The sequence below is a fragment of the Sulfitobacter sp. M22 genome (assembly GCF_021736025.1).
Lineage (GTDB): Bacteria > Pseudomonadota > Alphaproteobacteria > Rhodobacterales > Rhodobacteraceae > Sulfitobacter > Sulfitobacter litoralis.
The window spans coordinates 623,801-642,342 of the sequence record NZ_WMEC01000001.1; the positions used below are offsets into that span (position 1 = coordinate 623,801).

General features: G+C 59.0%; 17 protein-coding genes. 15 read left to right on the forward strand and 2 right to left on the reverse strand.

The annotated features are described in order from the left end of the window. The first annotated feature begins 362 nt into the window (after positions 1-362). Complete coding sequence (locus tag GLP52_RS03040; protein ID WP_237271536.1) at positions 363-971, forward strand: outer membrane protein; 609 nt, start codon at positions 363-365, stop codon at positions 969-971. Positions 972-1,127: 156 nt separating this feature from the next. On the opposite strand, the gene GLP52_RS03045 is transcribed toward GLP52_RS03040, so the two are convergent. Then, positions 1,128-2,306: a pyridoxal phosphate-dependent aminotransferase gene (locus tag GLP52_RS03045; protein WP_237271537.1), complete on the reverse strand. Its 1,179-nt coding sequence runs from the start codon at positions 2,304-2,306 to the stop codon at positions 1,128-1,130. A 225-nt stretch (positions 2,307-2,531) separates the two neighbouring features. Here GLP52_RS03045 and cysS point away from each other — a divergent pair, with 225 nt between their 5' ends. The 3 genes from cysS to GLP52_RS03060 all read left to right on the forward strand — a co-directional run bounded on the left by cysS (position 2,532) and on the right by GLP52_RS03060 (position 6,519). Then, on the forward strand, positions 2,532-4,022 hold the full coding sequence (cysS, locus tag GLP52_RS03050; RefSeq protein ID WP_237271538.1) for a cysteine--tRNA ligase: 1,491 nt from the start codon (positions 2,532-2,534) through the stop codon (positions 4,020-4,022). A gap of 106 nt (positions 4,023-4,128) precedes the next feature. Continuing rightward, positions 4,129-5,745 carry a citramalate synthase gene (gene cimA / locus GLP52_RS03055; RefSeq protein WP_237271539.1) on the forward strand — a complete coding sequence of 539 codons (1,617 nt, stop codon included), beginning with the start codon at positions 4,129-4,131 and terminating at the stop codon, positions 5,743-5,745. A 6-nt stretch (positions 5,746-5,751) separates the two neighbouring features. Continuing rightward, on the forward strand, positions 5,752-6,519 hold the full coding sequence (locus GLP52_RS03060; protein WP_237272636.1) for a squalene/phytoene synthase family protein: 768 nt from the start codon (positions 5,752-5,754) through the stop codon (positions 6,517-6,519). Position 6,520: 1 nt separating this feature from the next. Here GLP52_RS03060 and GLP52_RS03065 read toward each other — a convergent pair whose 3' ends face one another. Continuing rightward, complete coding sequence (locus GLP52_RS03065) at positions 6,521-7,744, reverse strand: MFS transporter (protein WP_237271540.1); 1,224 nt, start codon at positions 7,742-7,744, stop codon at positions 6,521-6,523. Between the two features lie 75 nt (positions 7,745-7,819). Here GLP52_RS03065 and GLP52_RS03070 point away from each other — a divergent pair, with 75 nt between their 5' ends. From GLP52_RS03070 to GLP52_RS03120, 11 genes are all read left to right on the forward strand, one after another. After that, positions 7,820-8,578 (forward strand): precorrin-6A/cobalt-precorrin-6A reductase, encoded by a 759-nt coding sequence (locus tag GLP52_RS03070; RefSeq protein ID WP_237273357.1) that lies wholly within the window; start codon positions 7,820-7,822, stop codon positions 8,576-8,578. Further along, positions 8,575-9,207, forward strand: a complete 633-nt coding sequence (locus GLP52_RS03075) for a DNA-3-methyladenine glycosylase family protein (protein ID WP_237271542.1) — start codon at positions 8,575-8,577, stop codon at positions 9,205-9,207. The genes GLP52_RS03070 and GLP52_RS03075 overlap by 4 nt, the downstream gene beginning before the upstream one ends. After that, a complete protein-coding gene (locus tag GLP52_RS03080) occupies positions 9,204-9,869 on the forward strand; it encodes an alpha/beta hydrolase (RefSeq protein WP_237271543.1) in 666 nt (221 codons plus the stop codon). Before GLP52_RS03075 ends, GLP52_RS03080 begins: the two co-directional genes overlap by 4 nt. 213 nt (positions 9,870-10,082) lie before the next feature. Then, on the forward strand, positions 10,083-10,667 hold the full coding sequence (locus GLP52_RS03085; protein WP_093733627.1) for an HNH endonuclease: 585 nt from the start codon (positions 10,083-10,085) through the stop codon (positions 10,665-10,667). A 180-nt stretch (positions 10,668-10,847) separates the two neighbouring features. Beyond that, on the forward strand, positions 10,848-12,038 hold the full coding sequence (locus GLP52_RS03090; RefSeq protein ID WP_336885917.1) for an ROK family transcriptional regulator: 1,191 nt from the start codon (positions 10,848-10,850) through the stop codon (positions 12,036-12,038). 3 nt (positions 12,039-12,041) lie between these two features. After that, complete coding sequence (locus GLP52_RS03095; RefSeq protein ID WP_093733628.1) at positions 12,042-12,983, forward strand: carbohydrate kinase family protein; 942 nt, start codon at positions 12,042-12,044, stop codon at positions 12,981-12,983. 192 nt (positions 12,984-13,175) lie between these two features. Next, positions 13,176-14,207 (forward strand): LacI family DNA-binding transcriptional regulator, encoded by a 1,032-nt coding sequence (locus GLP52_RS03100; protein ID WP_093733629.1) that lies wholly within the window; start codon positions 13,176-13,178, stop codon positions 14,205-14,207. A gap of 115 nt (positions 14,208-14,322) precedes the next feature. Continuing rightward, on the forward strand, positions 14,323-15,627 hold the full coding sequence (locus GLP52_RS03105; protein ID WP_237271544.1) for an ABC transporter substrate-binding protein: 1,305 nt from the start codon (positions 14,323-14,325) through the stop codon (positions 15,625-15,627). 118 nt (positions 15,628-15,745) lie between these two features. Then, positions 15,746-16,612, forward strand: a complete 867-nt coding sequence (locus GLP52_RS03110; RefSeq protein ID WP_237271545.1) for a carbohydrate ABC transporter permease — start codon at positions 15,746-15,748, stop codon at positions 16,610-16,612. Between the two features lie 12 nt (positions 16,613-16,624). Beyond that, positions 16,625-17,455: a carbohydrate ABC transporter permease gene (locus tag GLP52_RS03115; RefSeq protein WP_237271546.1), complete on the forward strand. Its 831-nt coding sequence runs from the start codon at positions 16,625-16,627 to the stop codon at positions 17,453-17,455. 15 nt (positions 17,456-17,470) lie between these two features. Beyond that, positions 17,471-18,475 (forward strand): ABC transporter ATP-binding protein, encoded by a 1,005-nt coding sequence (locus tag GLP52_RS03120; RefSeq protein WP_093733633.1) that lies wholly within the window; start codon positions 17,471-17,473, stop codon positions 18,473-18,475. Positions 18,476-18,542 lie beyond the last annotated feature (67 nt).

Genomic DNA, 18,542 nt, shown 5'->3' on the forward strand with positions numbered 1-18,542 from the left:
GCCCCTGAGTCGAAGAAAATCCCGCCATCCGGGCTGCTCAGCTACCTAGCACATAGCGGTCTAGACGCCACATTTTGCAGCATTTTTGCCCAATTTTGACTTCAGTGCGCGTGGGTATGGTTCCAACTTTAGGAAAATTTATTTTCGAGTGTTGTGTCAGGGTGCGGTGAAACCGCCTGTGTGGCGTTATTTTTAAGGGGCTACGGCAGCAATGCCCTGCCGAAGGAATGTGCATTTGAGCAACATATTACCGATCACCAACCCGTGATTGGGAAATCCTGCAACCAGAGCTTAGCTGCCGTGTTGTGTCGATGAAGCGGGAAGCGCCCGCTCCGATGTAAACTGATCGAGGAGTTACGATTATGAAACGCACTATGAAACTTGCATCCGCAGCCGTTCTGGCATCTTCCGCATTCGCAGGCGCAGCATTCGCTGGTAGCCTGTCGGAGCCAGTGATCGAGCCCGTAATGACCGCGCCCGTTCCTGCACCAAACCTGGGCGGCGACTGGACAGGCTTCTACACAGGTCTGCAGTTGGGCTATTCCGAAGCCGACACCAACTTTGGTGTTGACGGCGACAACGGTTCCTACGGTTTCCACGCTGGTTATAACTACGACTTCGGTCGCTTCGTACTGGGCGGCGAGCTCGACTATGACAAAACAGACATCGACCTGGATGACGCAGCCGGCGTAACCCAAGGCAGCATCGACTCCGTTGCTCGTGCGAAAATCAAAGGCGGCTATGATCTGGGCAACACTCTAATCTACGCAACCGGCGGTTACGCTCGTGCCGACACGTCCATTGGTGACGAAGACGGTGCCTTCTACGGTATCGGCATGGATTACAAAATCACCGAGCAATACAGCGTTGGTGCAGAACTGCTCGAGCACAAGTTTGATGACGTAGGCGGTGTTTCCGGTGCAGACGCAGATGTAACCACATTCAACGTTCGTGGTTCCTACCGTTTCTAAGCTGATAAGCTGACAACTGGCGGTGTATCTGCCGAGGGCGTCGCAACGCGATTTCTTCGGCAGATGATATATAAAAAGTGCCAGTCAAAAAGGCCGGAGGATTATCCTCCGGCCTTTTTAGATTCTTTCATATCGGTTCTTGCCGGGATGCCGGTGTCAGGCCGCGAGCGCCTCGGCGAAATCGCACACTGTCGCCAGCGCTTGGGCAAAGCGCGTGTCCTCGATCGTCATTGCGACACGGATATGTCCCGCCGCGGCCTCGCCAAAACTTTCGCCAGGCATGACCGCGATGTGGTGTTTCTCGAGCAGGGCATAGGCAAAGTTCTCGCCCGTCATGCCGGTGCTGCGAATATCCAGCATCACGTACATCGCGCCTTGGGCAGGAACGAGGCTGACGGCGTTTTGCCGTGCCAGAATATCCTGAGCTAACAACCGGCGACGTTGGAAGGGGGCCGAGATTTCGGTCTCGAACGCGGTGCCTTGGTTCAGCGCGAACAAGGCGGCGTCCTGAATGTATCCCGGCACGCCATAGGTCGTGTGGGTCGCAAGATTGGTCAGATGTTCAATCGCGTCGACCGGCCCAACGATCCAGCCACAACGGGAACCGGTCATAGCGTGGCTTTTCGACATCGACCCCACGACCAGCGTGTGATCTGCCATACCGTCCAGCGCGCGCGGAGACAGATGTTCGCCTTCCCAAACCTGCGTGTCATACACCTCGTCCGAGATCAGCCACATGTTGTGATCCCGGCAGACCTGCGCGATGCCTTCAAGCGTCTTGCGGGAATAGACGACGCCGGTGGGGTTATTGGGGGAATTGACCAGCAGCGATGTTGCTCCGGTCTGCTTGGCTGCGGCGGCTATCGCGTCGGGTCGGGGCTGAAATGCATCATCGGCACTGGCGAACACGGCATGGGGCAGGGCGCTGACACCGCGGATCGTGCCGGGGTAGGTGGCATAGTACGGATCGATATAAAGCGCGGTATCGCCGGGGTTGCAGGTCGCCATATGCGCCGCAAACAGCGCACTTTGCCCACCGGGTGTGATCAGCACATTATCGCGCGTTGTGGGGACGCCGGTGCGTTCTTGCAGCCGCGCGGCCACGGCATCGCGCAGGTCGGTGGTGCCGGGAATGGCAGCATAGCCCGTGTGACCGGCCAGCGCTGCACGGTACATATCTTGCAAGATCGGCGCGGCAGTACGGATGTCGTGTTCGCCAATAGTCAGTTCGGTTACATCGGTACCATCTGCGATCATCTGGCGCGCGCGCAAGAATACGCCCCAACCGTCTGATCCGCCGCCAAGCAGTCCTGTAATACGCGATGATAGTTGCATGCCGTCTCTCCCTCGTAACGTGAAGACGCAGGGGCGCAGAGCAGGGTTGATTTGTCAATCAGGCTTGACCGCCACGGGCGGGTCGGGCTACGCAGACCGCATGAAGATGATGCCACCCCTTATTTGCTGTATTACCTGCTAAGACCTTCCGGCGGGCTTGCTCACATCGTTTTCTTCCCGAGATTTCAGTGCCATGCCCGCGCAATCCTTGCGTAAGGACGCGCCATGACCACAATCAAGCTGCACAATACGAAAACCCGCAAGCGCGAGGATTTCATCCCAATCGATGATAAAAACGTGCGGATGTATGTCTGTGGGCCGACGGTGTACGACCGCGCCCACTTGGGCAACGCGCGCCCTGTCATCGTGTTTGACGTGCTCAACCGGTTGCTGCGCCATGTCTATGGCGAGGATCATGTGACCTATGTGCGCAATTTTACGGATGTGGATGACAAGATCAACGCGCGGGCGGCCGAAAGCGGGCGGTCCATTGGCGAGATCACCGCTGAAACAACCCAGTGGTTTCTGGAGGACATGGCCGCCGTTGGCGCGCTAGAGCCCGACCACATGCCACGCGCCACGGCATATATCCCGCAGATGGTCGAGATGATCGAAGGGCTGATCGCCAAGGGGCACGCGTATCCTGCGGAAGGGCATGTGCTATTCCGCGTGCGTAGCTACAAGAATTATGGCGCGCTGTCAGGGCGCTCGGTCGATGATATGATCGCGGGTGCACGGGTGGAGGTGGCCCCCTACAAAGAAGACCCGATGGATTTTGTCTTGTGGAAACCGTCGGACGACGCGACGCCGGGGTGGGACAGCCCGTGGGGTCGGGGCCGTCCGGGCTGGCATATCGAATGTTCGGCCATGGCGGACGAGCTGCTGTGGAAAGAGCCCCTTCGTCAGGACCGTCTGTCTGAAGAGGCAAAGAGCCAACCGCACGTTTTTGACATTCACGGCGGCGGGCTGGACCTGCAGTTCCCGCACCACGAGGACGAAATCGCCCAAAGCTGCTGCGCCAATGGCACCGACGAAATGGCCCGCTACTGGCTGCACAACGAGATGTTGCAGGTCGAGGGCAAGAAGATGTCGAAGTCCCTTGGTAACTTCTTTACGGTACGGGACTTGTTGGATCAGGGCGTGCCGGGCGAAGTGATCCGTTTCGTCATGCTCAGCACCCACTATCGCAAGCCGATGGACTGGACGGAGAAGAAGCGCGACGAAGCGGAAAAGACGTTAGAAAAATGGTATCTTCAATTGGCTAAGGCTGGCTACTCGTCCGATATGGTGGAGTTGCTAATTGCAGAAGGACGGTGGAAACCAGCCGAAGAAGTAATTTTAGCTCTATGCGACGACCTAAATACGCATGGTGCAATCACAGCTTTACGAAAGCTGAATTCGGACGGCACAGCGGTTTCGATTAGCGAGTTTGCGGCAACGCTCGATTTCTTAAATCTAGTTGGCGATTGGGATCAACTTGCTTTGAAAGCGGGCATTGGAGTTACCTCCGTTGGGGATGATGAAAGCTACGACGAAATTGCCAACGCTCTGCTGAACCGCCAACAGGCGAAGAAATCGAAGAATTTCCAAGAAGCGGATAGAATTAGGAAAATCTTAGAAGACGCAGGCGTTAAGGTGATTGATGGTGTTGGCGGCACTTCGTCGTTTGAGTTGGCTCCCAACTTCGACCCTGACAAGCTGGATGCTTTGAAGTGATGTGCTTCGCGTTCAGCTCTGGTGCTTTTGCAACGTGCGGGAGTGAGGGGGCAGCCCCTCACGCTCCCCGGAGTTTATCTGGCAAAATGAAGGAGGGATCGCTGCGATGACCCGCGAACGCCTTTACCTTTACGACACCACGCTGCGCGACGGGCAGCAGACCCAAGGGGTGCAGTTTTCGACCGCGGAAAAGGTGACGATTGCCACTGCGCTCGACACTTTGGGCGTTGATTATATCGAAGCCGGCTGGCCGGGGGCGAACCCGACGGATAGTGCTTTTTTCGATGCCGCGCCCACGACGCGGGCGAAGATGACGGCCTTTGGCATGACCAAGCGCAACGGCATGTCGGCGCAAAATGATGATGTACTTGCGGCGGTGATGAACGCAGGGACGGATACGGTCTGTCTGGTGGGCAAAACCCATGATTTCCACGTCTCGGCGGCCCTTGGCATCACGCTGGAAGAAAACACCGACAATATCGCAAGGTCGATCGCGCATCTGGTGGCTCAAGGACGCGAGGCGCTGTTTGATGCAGAGCATTTCTTTGACGGCTACCGCGCCAATCCCGATTATGCGCTGACCGCGATCAAGGCGGCCTATGACGCGGGCGCGCGCTGGATCGTGCTGTGCGACACCAATGGCGGCACCATGCCAGCCGAGGTCGGGCGCATCACCGGCGAGGTCATCGCCGCAGGCATTCCCGGCGATAGTCTGGGCATCCACACCCACAATGACACTGAAAATGCGGTCGCCTGTTCGCTGGCCGCCATTGACGCAGGCGCGCGGCAGATACAGGGGGCGTTGAACGGTCTGGGTGAACGCTGCGGCAACGCCAACCTGACCACGCTGATCCCGATCCTACTGCTGAAAGAACCTTATATCAGCCGCTTTGACACGGGAATCCCCTTGGACAGCTTGGCCAACCTGACGCAGATCAGCCGCGCGCTGGACGAGATATTGAACCGCGTGCCGACCAAGCAAGCAGCCTTTGTCGGGTCGTCGGCCTTTGCGCATAAGGCCGGGCTGCACGCCAGCGCGATCCTGAAAGACCCGTCCACCTACGAACATATTGACCCCGCGCTGGTCGGCAATACGCGCATCATTCCCATGTCGAACCAAGCCGGCCAGTCGAACCTGCGCCGCCGACTTGAAAGCGCAGGGTTGACCATCGCCAGGGGAGATCCCGCCTTGGGGCAGATCCTTGATGAGGTGAAAGCGCGCGAGGCCGAAGGCTATAGCTATGACACCGCGCAGGCGAGCTTTGAGCTGTTGGCGCGCAAGGCCTTAGGGCAGATGCCGGATCTGTTCGAGGTCAAACGCTACCGCGTCACCGTCGAGCGGCGCAAAAACAAATATGACCAGATGGTCAGCCTGTCTGAGGCCGTTGTCGTTGTGAAGGTCGACGGCGAAAAACGTCTGTCGGTGAGCGAAAGTATGGACACAGAGGGCTGTGATCGCGGACCCGTCAATGCGCTGAGCAAAGCGTTGGTCAAAGATCTGGGGCAGTATTCTGCCTTGCTCGAAGACATGCATCTGGTCGATTTCAAGGTGCGGATCACTCAAGGCGGCACCGAAGCGGTGACACGGGTTATTATCGATAGCGAAGATGGGCAGGGGCGGCGCTGGTCCACGGTGGGGGTGTCGGCAAACATCGTTGATGCGTCATTCGAGGCGCTGCTGGACGCGATCCGCTGGAAGCTGATCCGGGACCGTAAAGGGTAAGACATGATGGAGTTTGATGCCGATCTGAACGCCTGCGCGGGAATCGTCGAGCGCGCCGATCCGCTGCGGTTTCGCGCCAGCATGGCCGCACCTGTTGCGGCGCGGCGCGTGCTTTTCCCGCTTTATGCATTTAACATCGAAGTGGCGCGGGCCCCATGGGTGACGCAGGAAACCATGATCGCAGAGATGCGGCTGCAATGGTGGCGCGACGTCTGTGACGAGATCGCGAACCGTGGTGTCGTACGGCGGCACGAGGTTGCGACACCCCTTGCACTGGCCATCTCGCCCGAGGACGCGTTACTGCTGGACACTCTGGCCGCGGCACGTCGGTGGGATATCTACCGCGACGCCTTTGAGGATACCGCGCATTTCGACGCCTATATCGACCAGACCGCCGGCAATCTGATGTGGGTGGCCGCGCGGTCTTTGGGTTCGGCGGAGGAGGCGACGGTGCGGGATGCGGCCTATGGTGCGGGGGTGGCGGCTTGGCTGCACGCAATCCCGCAGCTGGTCGAGCAGGGGCGCGTGCCGCTGTTGGACGGCACCGATGCAGGCGTCGTGGCGCTGGCGGAAAAGGCGCGGGCGCGGTTGCGACAGGCGCGGGCCAACCGTGGCAAGATCTCGAAAGCAGCGCGACCGGCGATGTATAGCCTCGGCGCGGCTGACAAGGTGCTCAGCGCGGCGATGGCCTCTCCCGCATGCGTTAGCGCGGGGGAATTGCCGCCGATGAATGATTTCCCGCTGTCATGGCGTGCTATGTCGGGGCGCTGGTAGGCTAGACCCGCTCGCTGCGCTGGCGCAGCATCAGCCAGATCAGCGACCCGCCTGCCAGCACCAGAAACGGGATCATCGCGATGTTGACGGCGGCCCAGCCTTCGACAGGGTTGCCGCCGGAGCAGTTCATCAGCCCGCCGCTTGACAGCGACGCAAAGGTCACCCCGCCAAACACCAGCAGATCGTTCAGCCCCTGCATCCGCCCACGTTCGTGGGGCTCGTGCGCACCGGCCAGCATGGATGTCGCGCCGATAAAACCAAAATTCCAACCGATGCCAAGCAGGATCAGCGCGATGTAGAAGTTGTTCAGATCAACCCCTTGCAGCGCGACCACACCGGCCCCCGCAAGGATCGCGATGCCAAGGCCAAGGATCTTCTCGACCCCGAATTTCGCGATCAGGTGGCCGGTGAAAAATGACGGCGCATACATGGCAAGCACGTGGCCGGTCACCACGTGGGATGCATCGACGATGTCATAGCCGCGGCCCACAACCGCCAGCGGGGTCGATGTCATCACGAGGTTCATCAGCGCATAGGACACCATCCCGCAGATCACTGCGACGGCGATGCGCGGGGTTTTCAAAAGCTCCATCCGGCTGCGGCCCTTGGGGGCATCCACGGCAGGCACGGGTGGTTTGGGGATGTTGAGAAAGGTGAAAAGCACCATGCCCACAGCGTTCAGCGCAATCGCGGCCAGATAGACCGGATAAAAGCGCATGACGGTCGCGTCACCGTTCGCGCCGGTCAGAATGCCCACCAGCTGCGGCCCGATGATGGCCGAGATCAACCCGCCCGCCATAACATAGGAAATCGCTTTGGGCCGGTACGCGTCAGAGGCGGTGTCCGTGGCGGCGAAGCGGAAAAAGCCTTGGGAGCTCATGTAGATGCCGATCAGATAACTGCCCAACAGGAAGATCATGAAGCTTTGCACCGTCAGCGCATATGCGCAAAGTGCGGCCCCCGTCATACCGCCAACCGCGCCCGTAACGAACCCCGCACGGCGGCCAAAGCGCTGCATCACAGTTGACAGCCAAGGTGCCGTGGTCATCGACCCGAACACGATCATCGAGATCGGCAGCGTGGCAAGGCAGACATTGGGCGACAGCTGCTGCCCCGCCAATCCGCCAACGACAAAATACATCGGCATCTGGCTGCCAAGAAAGGCCTGCGCGGTCACCAGCACGGCAACGTTGCGCTTGGCGCGGGTGTCATCAATCACTGTCATGGTGAATGCGTAGACCGGGCTTTGGGGGGCTGCAAGGGCCTTGCGTCCGGCGGCGGGCTCAACGATGGTCGCGCCATGAACCAGAGCCCGAATATCCTGCTGATCGCAGGCAGCGCTGAGGCGCATGAGATTGCTACTGCCATGGCGGCGGCGGGCGTGTCTGCACGGGCGGTTTTGCGACGGGCGGAGCGGAGCTTTGGCCCGTTGGCCGTACCTTCTGAAATCTGGTCACCGCGCGATGTCGATGAGGTTGAGGCCTATCTTTGCGTGCATAAATTTACCGCTGTTCTGGACGCGGGGCACGGGTTTGACGCTGATATATCCCAGATCGCTTTCGCCGCAGCGGCGCAGATGAACCTGCCCTATGTGCGAATAGTGCGGCCCATGTGGGATATCACCGCGCCAGCAGAGCGGGCTGCGTCAGTGGCCGAAGCTGCGCTGATGATCCGACCCGAGGCGCGCGTCTTTGCCGCGACCGGGCGGAGGACGTTAGACCAGTATCACCCTTTCTCAGGTGCGCGGCTGTATCTGCGTCAAACCAACGCACAGGCGCGATCCGCGCTGCCACCCTTTGCCGAAGCCGTCTTTGGTCAGCCGCCGTTTACGCGGGCAGCCGAAGCAGATTTGTTTCGCCGATTGCAGATCGACACGCTGGTCTTGCGCAATGTCGGAGGCGCGCCAAGCCGCCCTAAACTGGATGCGGCGCTTGACCTTGGGATGCGGGTGATCGCCATTGATCGCCCGCCACCGCCCGCAGGCGCTCAGGCGCTGGATGGGGCAGAGGCGGGGTTGCGGTGGATTGAAGCCTTGCCACGAAAGGGGGTAGGCCTATGAGTACTGGTCCGATTATTTCCTGCGACGCCGATGTCGTCGAAGGTGCTACGTGGCTGGCGGCCCATGTGCCGCAGTTTGCCATCGCATTGGACGCGACTGGCCCCTTGCCTCTGCGGTTGCGCGCGGACGGGTTCGACGCGCTGATCGGGGCGATCATCAGCCAGCAAGTCTCTGTCGCGTCGGCAAATGCAATGCGTGCCAAGATGGATGCGGCGGGGTTGACCCATGAGGCGGCGATTATCGCCGCGGGTGAGGAGGGCTTGCGCGCGGCGGGGCTGAGCCGCCAGAAAATCCGATATGCGTTGGCGTTGGCCGAGGCCGGGATCGACTATACTGCTTTACGGGACGCACCCGATGCCGTGGTGATTGACACGCTGACGGCGGTGCCCGGTGTCGGACTGTGGACGGCGCAGATCTATGCGATGTTTTCACTGGGCCGCGCCGATATCCTGCCGCAGGGCGATCTGGCCTTGCAAGAGGCGGCGAAAATCCTGTTTGATCTGCCTCAGCGACCAAAGCCGAAACAGCTTGCATCGATGGCGCAGGACTGGTCGCCATGGCGATCGGTTGCAGCCCGCATCCTGTTTTCGTACTACCGCGTGGCAAAACAACGGGAAGGGATTTCATGACACGAGTACTAAACGCAGAGCGCCGCGAACCGGTCTCGGGGGAAACGCGGTCTGCCGTCGTGTTCCTGCACGGTTATGGTGCGAATGGCGCCGATCTACTGGGGCTTGCCGACCCGTTGGGTGAACATCTGCCCGATACACTGTTCGTGGCCCCCGATGCGCCCGAAGCCTGCGCCGGTGCGCCCATGGGGTTCCAGTGGTTCCCGATCCCGTGGATCGACAATTCGTCGGAGGAAGAAGCCGAGCGCGGCATGATGCAGGCAGTCGATGACCTGAATGCCTTTCTCGACGCGCTGATGGTGGACGAAGACCTGCTGCCGGAACAGGTTGTGCTGTTTGGCTTTTCCCAAGGGACGATGATGGCGCTGCATGTCGCGCCGCGGCGCGAAGACGCGGTGGCCGGTGTTGTGGCGTTCTCGGGCCGCTTGCTGTCACCCGAAAGTCTGAAAGATGAAATCGTCGTACGCCCTCCTGTGCTTCTGGTGCATGGGGATGCCGATGATGTCGTCCCGCCGCAGTCCTTGCCCCAAGCCGCAGAGACGCTGCAGGAAGCCGGCTGGACCGATGTCTTTGCCCATATCATGAAGGGCACAGGCCACGGGATCGCCCCCGATGGGCTGAGCGTGGCGCTTGCCTTTATGCGCGACAAACTGGGTCTTTGACCTGTCCCCTGCGGCGGCCTTGGCTGTGCGCAGGGGGACCCCCGCGACGCAAGCCCCTTGCCGTCACATGCCTGTTACGTAATCGCCCTAATCCTTCTGCGACATCTTGTAGCCGTTTGCGACTTGTCAGACGCAAACCACGAGATATAGTCGAAAGCATCAGCGGGGCTGTCTCGCTGGACCGGACGCGGAACGGCAAGGGGCGATCGAACAATGGACGGCGACTTTAGAACTGAATTTACGCGAAGCCCGGCAGGGCTGAAAAATAAACCGGCCCTTGTGCTGAATGCGGATTATAGACCTTTGTCTTATTACCCGCTGTCGCTTTGGCCTTGGCAAGAAGCCGTCAAAGCCAAATGGCTAGACCGGGTGGATATCGTCGCCGAGTATGACGATTATGTTCACAGCCCGTCGATGCAAATTCGCATCCCGTCGGTGGTCGTTCTCAAAGATTATGTCAAACCTCAAAAGCGCGTGGCCTTCACGCGCTTTAATTTATTTCTGAGGGATGAATTTTGCTGCCAGTACTGCGGCGCGCGCGGGGATCTGACCTTTGATCACGTGGTGCCCCGTGCAGCGGGCGGAATCACCAGCTGGCAAAATGTCGTGGCGGCCTGTAGCCCCTGTAATCTGAAAAAAGGGTCCAGAGCGCTGCATCAGACCGGGTTCCAGCTGCGCAAACCACCGCGCCAGCCGCAGGCCGAAGACCTCCGGAATATGGGCCGTAAATTCCCGCCTAATCACCTGCACGAAAGCTGGATGGATTTTCTATATTGGGACGCTGAGCTTCAGGCCTGAGGCGCAGATACCCTTGTTTCCACAACCATCAGGATTTGAACGCGCCCATTGGAGGGCACGGATGAAGTTATTTGGCAAATTCTCCAATTAATAAATAAGAGTGATTTAATTATTGACTTGCTGTCGCTTGTTTGGGAGTTCTGCGGGTAAAGCTACACAGATACCAAAGGGGAGGACGGTTTGCAGGACAATCAATCGCACGCCGACCGACCGACGCGCGGGTCAAACCAAAGCGGGATGCGGGCCTATAACGAAAGGCTGGTTCTGTCTTTGCTGCGCCGTAACGGACCAACACCCAAAGTCGAAGTCGCCCGCGCGACGGGGCTCTCTGCGCAAACTGTCTCGGTCATCATGCGCGCGCTCGAAGCCGATGGTATGCTGAAAAAGGGTGTGCGGGTAAAAGGCAGGGTAGGGCAGCCATCTGTTCCAATCGGGCTAGCCCCCAAAGGTGCATTCTTCCTTGGACTTAAGGTCGGGCGGCGTAGCGTAGAGCTGATCCTCATCGATTTCGCGGGGAAGGTACTGCGCCACAGCAGCGAGGTTTATGCCCATCCGACTCCAAGCGCGGTTATGAAATTCACTGAGCGGGCGTTAGAAAAAATGCGCGCCACTCTATCCGCCACACAGCGCAGTCGGACGGCGGGATTGGGCGTCGCGCTGCCGTTCAACATGTGGGCATGGGACGTCGCGAACCAAAGCCTCGATGCGTGGCGCGACTTCGATATCGTGGCGGCGTTGGCAAAGTTTGTTGAGGGCCCAATCTACCTATGCAACGACGCTTCGGCGGCCTGCGGTGCGGAGCTGGTATTCGGTGCTCACGATAAACCGCGCGAGTTCCTTTACTTTTATATCGGTTATTTTGTCGGCGGTGGACTGGTGCTCGACAACAAGCTTTATACCGGCAAAAGCGGTGACGCAGGGGCGCTTGGCTCCATGCCCGTTACGGGTTCGGGTACATCCGGACAGCAGCTCGTCGATGTCGCGTCTCTTTCCACGCTGGAGGCGATGCTGCATGATGCTGGCCAGAGCCACAGCCATGGCTGGAACGATCCGGCGGCGTGGCATTTCCCACGAGACATTCGGGATAGTTGGCTTGATGCGGCCGCCAAGGCACTGGCACAGGCGATCCGCGCCGCGACCTGTCTGATCGATTTCGACACCGTGATGATCGATGGCTCGCTGCCCGAAGATACCCGCGCCGACCTGGTTATGCGGACCCGGCGCGCGCTCGAGCTCCAGCCGTTGCCCGGTGTGAATATCCCCGAAGTGCGCGAAGGTACCATCGGTGCTGACGCGCGTGCGCTTGGTGCGGCGAGCCTACCGCTCTCGGACCGTTTCCTCGTCGACCGCGACGCATTTTTGAAAGGTTAACAGATGATCCTTTGCTGCGGAGAAGCTCTGATCGATATGATCCCGACACCAACCAATGCTGGTCCTGACGGTTTCGTGCCGCATGCGGGCGGGGCGGTCTTTAATACAGCCATCGCTTTGGGGCGGCTCGGGGCGCAGGTGGGGATGCTCTCGGGTCTATCTTCCGATAGGTTCGGGCAGCAATTGGTCAATGGCCTTAAGGAGAGCCATGTAGATGTGTCGCATCTTATTGTCTCTGACCGCCCGACGACGCTTGCGTTTGTACGGCTGATCGGCGGCCACGCGACCTATGATTTCTATGATGAAAACTCTGCCGGGCGCATGATCACGGCGGACGACCTTCCCGCGCTTTCGGATGAGGTTTCGGCGCTCTATTTCGGCGGGATCAGCTTGGCGTGCGAGCCGGGGGCAGATACCTACGCCGCGCTGCTGGCGCGCAATGCCGACGGGCGTGGGGTGATGATCGACCCCAATATCCGCCCCGGTTTCATCAAGGATATAGCGCGTTACCGCGCGCGGCTCGATCATATGCTGGCGCTGGCGGACATTGTGAAAGTCTCGGACGAGGATCTTAACTGGATCAACCCCGCGCCGCTCGCGCTCCGAGATAAGGTGGCAGATCTTCTGAATAACGGACCGTCGGTCGTCATTCTTACACGCGGAAGCGAGGGGGCCACAGGCTATTTGGCGGATGGCGCAGAAGTGCAAGTGCCCGCTTTGAAAACGGAAGTTGTCGATACGGTCGGGGCCGGGGATACGTTCAACGCAGGCGTTCTGGCGAAAATGTCAGAGCTTGGGCAGCTGCACAAAGACGCCCTCAGACGCATCACGCCCGAGGTGCTGGCAGAAGCATTGGCCTATGGCGCGCAGGTCGCCGCGGTGACTGTTTCGCGTGCCGGTGCCAATCCGCCGTGGATCGAAGAGATGAGACAGGGGCCGCAATGACCTCTCGCGCCCGCTCAGGTATCAGGCGTCGCGATTAAACAGTTTAACCGCGCATCGCCGTAGGGGCGGTGTCGGCAATCCCACTATCGCGGCGTTTCTGCGCCAAGGCTCAGCGCTCTTGCGGTCCGGGCGAACCTTTCCCTATATTGACTAGAGTTTACGCGCGCAGCGTTTTGTTAAGCGAGGGTCAAGATGGGTGAGAAAAGAATCCGTAACATGGAGGAATTTGCCGCCGTCAGTGGGATTTCCCGGCCCACGCTGTCAAAGTATTTCAACGACCCTGACAGTGTAAGGCGCACCACCCGCGAACGGATCGAAGCGGCGCTTAGCCAGTATGACTACCGGCCGAATGTCTATGCGGTAAACCAAAATCGCCGCAAGACGCGCAACATCGGCATTGTCGTGCCCAACCTCGCTGACCCTTTCTTTTCCGAGATCGGGCGCGAGGTGGAACTTGCCTGTATGGCAGCGGGCTATAGCCCCATATTGCTCAGCTCGCACGGCAACCCCGCACAGGAGCGGGTTAATCTTGAATCCCTGAGGGCCCTTAAACCGGCGGGCGTTTTGCTGGCACCGTTTGGCAAAGCCTCTGACAGGGCCGATATTGAACGCTTTAGCAAAGACGTCCCCGTTGTGACCTTTGATGCAAATATCGAAGGGGTCTGCGAGGCGTTCGTCGGAACCGACAATTTTCAATGTGTCGATCTGATGGTTGAATACCTGTGTCGCAGCGGCGAGCCACCGTGTTTTTTCGAGATGAAGACCCCAAGCAATCCCAACGCCAACAAACGTCGTCAGGCCTATCTGGAGGCAATGGCGCGTCACGGGTTTGCGCCACATATCCATCAGGTGCCTGGCGAGGGATGGAAGTTTGAGGAAATTGGCGCCACCGAAGGCGGTAAACTGATGGCCGCGGGGGCGTTCGAGACGGATACGGTGCTATGCTCGAACGACCGACTGGCCATAGGGATGCTGTCGGCAGCCTACGAACTGGGGATGCAGGTTGGTCACGGCAAGGGCTGTGTCCTGCGGATCGCAGGGCAGGATGACCACCCGTTTTCGCGATACACATGCCCGCCGCTCACCACCATCGCACAGGATTATGGCGCCATCGCGAATCGTGCAGCCAGCACCTTGTTCGGTATCATCGAAAACGAAACCCGGCTGACCGAACGCGAAGAGACGTTGTTTGAGGGAACGCTGGTCATGCGGGCGTCGGCGTAAGTCGTTGTGTTCTCAGGTTGCCTGAAAAATAATTAACGCGCGTAAAATTTAAGTTGACTGCGCGTTGTATCACTGGCTACTCTCGCTTCATCATCTATAGAGGGAGGAACTATTGATGGTCTGCAAGAACTCACTGTATGCTGCTACGGCCTTGTCCCTGATCATGGGCGGGGGTGCGTTTGCTGAAACGATCACCATCGCCACCGTGAACAATGGCGACATGATCCGTATGCAAGGCTACACCGACAAATTCACCGAAGAGACCGGCCACGAAGTGGAATGGGTCACCTTGGAAGAGAACGTGCTGCGCCAGCGCGTCACCACTGACATCTCGACCAAGGGCGGCTCTTTCGACATCATGACCATCGGCATGTATGAAACGCCGATCTGGGGTGCGAACGGCTGGCTTGTACCGCTGGATGACCTCAGCGAAGACTATGACGCAGACGATATCCTTCCTGCTATGGCAGGTGGCCTGAGCCACGAGGGCACGCTTTACGCTGCACCTTTCTATGGCGAAAGCTCCATGATCATGTACCGCACGGACCTGATGGAGAAAGCCGGCATGGAAATGCCGAAAGACCCCACTTGGGAATTCATCCGCGAAGCCGCGGCTGCGATGACCGACCGCGAAAACGACATCAACGGCATCTGCCTGCGCGGCAAAGCCGGTTGGGGCGAGGGCGGCGCGTTTATCACAGCGATGTCGAATTCCTTTGGTGCGCGCTGGTTCGACGAGGACTGGAACGCCCAGTTCGATACCGAGGCATGGGCCAACACGATCAACTTCTACAAAGACCTGATGGATGAGAGCGGCCCTGCGGGCTATGCCTCCAACGGCTTTAACGAAAACCTTTCGATGTTCCAGCAAGGCAAATGCGGCATGTGGATCGACGCCACAGTTGCGGCATCCTTTGTGACAAACGGTGACGATTCCACCGTGGCCGATAAGGTTGGCTTTGCGCTGGCACCCGATACGGGCCTTGGCAAACGTTCCAACTGGCTTTGGGCATGGGCGCTGGCGATCCCGGCGGGCACTCAAAAAGAAGATGCCGCGAAAGAGTTCATCGAATGGGCCACCTCCAAAGACTACATCGATCTGGTTGCCGAGAACGAAGGCTGGGCAAACGTTCCTCCCGGCGCACGCAAGTCGCTTTATGAGAACCCAGAGTATCAAAAAGTGCCTTTTGCTCAGATGACGCTCGACTCGATCCTGTCGGCTGATCCGCAGAACTCCACGGTTGATCCGACGCCTTACGTCGGTGTTCAGTTCGCCGCGATCCCCGAATTTGCAGGCATCGCGACCGACGTAAGCCAAGAGTTCTCTGCCGCCTATGCCGGTCAGCAGACCGTCGAAGAGGCGCTCGAGAAGGCGCAAGCGCTGACCAACGACGCAATGGAAGCCGCCGGCTACCGCTAAGCCGCCGCTTCACCGGTATTAAGGGCGGCGGACCCCGCCGCCCTTTTCCACCCCACCACCTCATATGATACCCTTCACCTAAACGCGGCATCCGCCGCCAGCAGAGGAGATGTGCCAGATGGCGACCCAACATTCCCGATCAGCGGCACGCCTGATGATGGCCCCTGCGGTGGTCTTGCTCCTTGGATGGATGCTTATTCCGCTAACCATGACGCTTTACTTTTCGTTCAAGAAATACCTGCCCATGCGCGGCGGTGATCTGGGCTGGGTAGGGTTCGACAACTATGTGCGCTTCATCACATCCAGCGCCTTCTGGCCTTCGGTGGTGACCACGCTCATTATTGTCTGCAGTGTTTTGGCGATTACTGTGGGCTTGGGTATTTTGCTCGCCATCCTTCTGAACCAGCCGATGTGGGGGCAGGGTTTTGTCCGCATCCTTGTGATCGCACCCTTTTTCGTCATGCCGACCGTCTCGGCTCTGGTGTGGAAGAACATGTTCATGGACCCGAACTACGGGCTCTTTGCCTACCTTTGGGAATTCTTCGGTGCGACACCGGTGCAATGGATGAGCCAAGCCTCGCTGACCTCGATTGTCATCATCGTGTCTTGGCAATGGCTGCCTTTTGCGACGCTGATTCTGCTGACGGCAATTCAATCGCTCGACCGCGAGCAGTTGGACGCCGCCGAGATGGACGGCGCCCCCGCGACCAAGCGTTTCGCTTATATTACACTCCCGCATCTGTGCCGCGCGACCACCGTGGTGATCCTGATCCAGACGATCTTTTTACTGTCGATCTTTGCGGAAATCTTTGTGACCACGGGCGGTGCCTTTGGGACCAAAACGCTGACCTATCTCATCTACCAGCGGGTGCTGGAAAGCCAAAACATCGGCCTCGGATCTGCGGGCGGTGTCTATGCAATCATTCTTGCCAATATCGTTGCCATTTTCTTGATGCGCATCGTCGGCAAGAACCTGGACGCCTGAGGAGGAGATATCATGGCACGCGCAATCACCCAGAACCGCAAGATCTTCAACACCGCCCTCGCTTGGGGCATCGGTTTCCTGATCTTCTTTCCCATCCTTTGGACCATCCTCACCAGCTTCAAGACCGAGGCGCAGGCGATTGCCGATCCACCGATCTTTCTCGGCTTTGATTGGACACTGGCCAACTACCAAGCAGTTCTGGAGCGGTCCAACTACGGGCGCTTCTTGTGGAACTCTATCATCATTGCGGGCGGCTCTACCGTCCTTGGTATCTTGATCGCTGTACCTGCCGCATGGTCGATGGCCTTTGTGCCTGGCAAGCGCACCAAAGACATTCTGCTGTGGATGCTGTCGACCAAGATGCTGCCTGCGGTAGGTGTGCTTTATCCGATCTATCTGCTTTGCATCCAGTTCGGCGTGCTCGACAGCAAGATCGCACTGGTCATCATTCTGATGCTCATCAACCTGCCGATCATCGTCTGGATGCTTTACACTTACTTCCGCGAAATCCCCGGCGAGATCCTAGAAGCCGCACGGATGGATGGGGCGAGCTTGCGCGAAGAGGTGCTTTATGTGCTCACGCCGATGGCGATCCCGGGCATTGCCTCCACCTTGCTGTTGAACTTCATCCTCGCATGGAACGAAGCCTTCTGGACGCTTAACCTCACCGCGGCCAAGGCCGCTCCGCTCACCGCCTTCATCGCGAGCTATTCCAGCCCCGAAGGCCTTTTCTATGCCAAGCTCAGCGCGGCCTCCACGATGGCAATTGCGCCAATCCTCATCCTCGGCTGGTTCAGCCAAAAGCAGCTTGTCAGCGGCCTGACATTCGGCGCGGTCAAGTAAGTAAGGGACAGTCACATGGGACAAATCAGACTTAATCAGGTTTCCAAAAGCTTCGGCGACGTGCGGGTTATTCCGCCTCTGGATCTGACCATCGAAGACGGGGAATTTACCGTCTTCGTCGGCCCCTCGGGCTGCGGGAAATCGACATTGCTGCGGCTTATTGCGGGGCTAGAGGATATCACATCCGGCCATATCGATATCGACGGCATGGATGCGACCCATGTGCCACCTGCCAAACGCGGGCTGGCGATGGTGTTCCAATCCTACGCGCTTTATCCGCATATGTCGGTGCGCAAGAACATCGCGTTTCCAATGAAGATGGCCGGTCTGCCTGCGGATGAGCAGAAGCGCCGGATCGAAGCCGCTGCCAATGCGCTTAATCTGACCGACTATCTGGACCGTCGGCCGGGGCAGCTTTCGGGCGGGCAGCGCCAGCGTGTCGCCATTGGGCGTGCCATCGTGCGCGAACCTTCGGCCTTCCTATTTGACGAGCCGCTGTCGAACCTCGACGCCGCGCTGCGGGTGGGGATGCGTCTGGAAATCAGCGAGCTGCACAAGCGGCTGGCCACGACGATGATCTACGTCACCCACGATCAGGTCGAAGCGATGACAATGGCCGACAAGATCGTCGTGCTGCGCGCAGGCTATATCGAACAGGTCGGCAGCCCGCTTGAGCTTTACTATAAGCCGCGCAATGAATTCGTCGCGGGCTTCATCGGATCGCCCAAGATGAACCTCATCAAAGGTGCCGAAGCCGAAGCGCGCGGCGCGCCCACCATCGGCATCCGGCCCGAACATCTTGACGTATCCACCACCGCAGGCGCTTGGGAAGGCACCATCGGAGTGGCCGAGCATTTGGGCTCTGACACCTTCTTGCACGTCCACGGGGCCGCGGGCTCGGAACCGATGACTGTGCGCGTCGACGGCGAGTTGCCGGTGAAACACGGGGACCGGATTTACCTGACACCACAGGCTGACAAGCTGCACCGTTTCGATGCGCAGGGCCTAAGGGTCGAGTGATGCAATCAGCAGGAATGACAGGTTGGACCCCGCGCCGTGTTTCTGGCGCGCGATCCGACAAGGATGT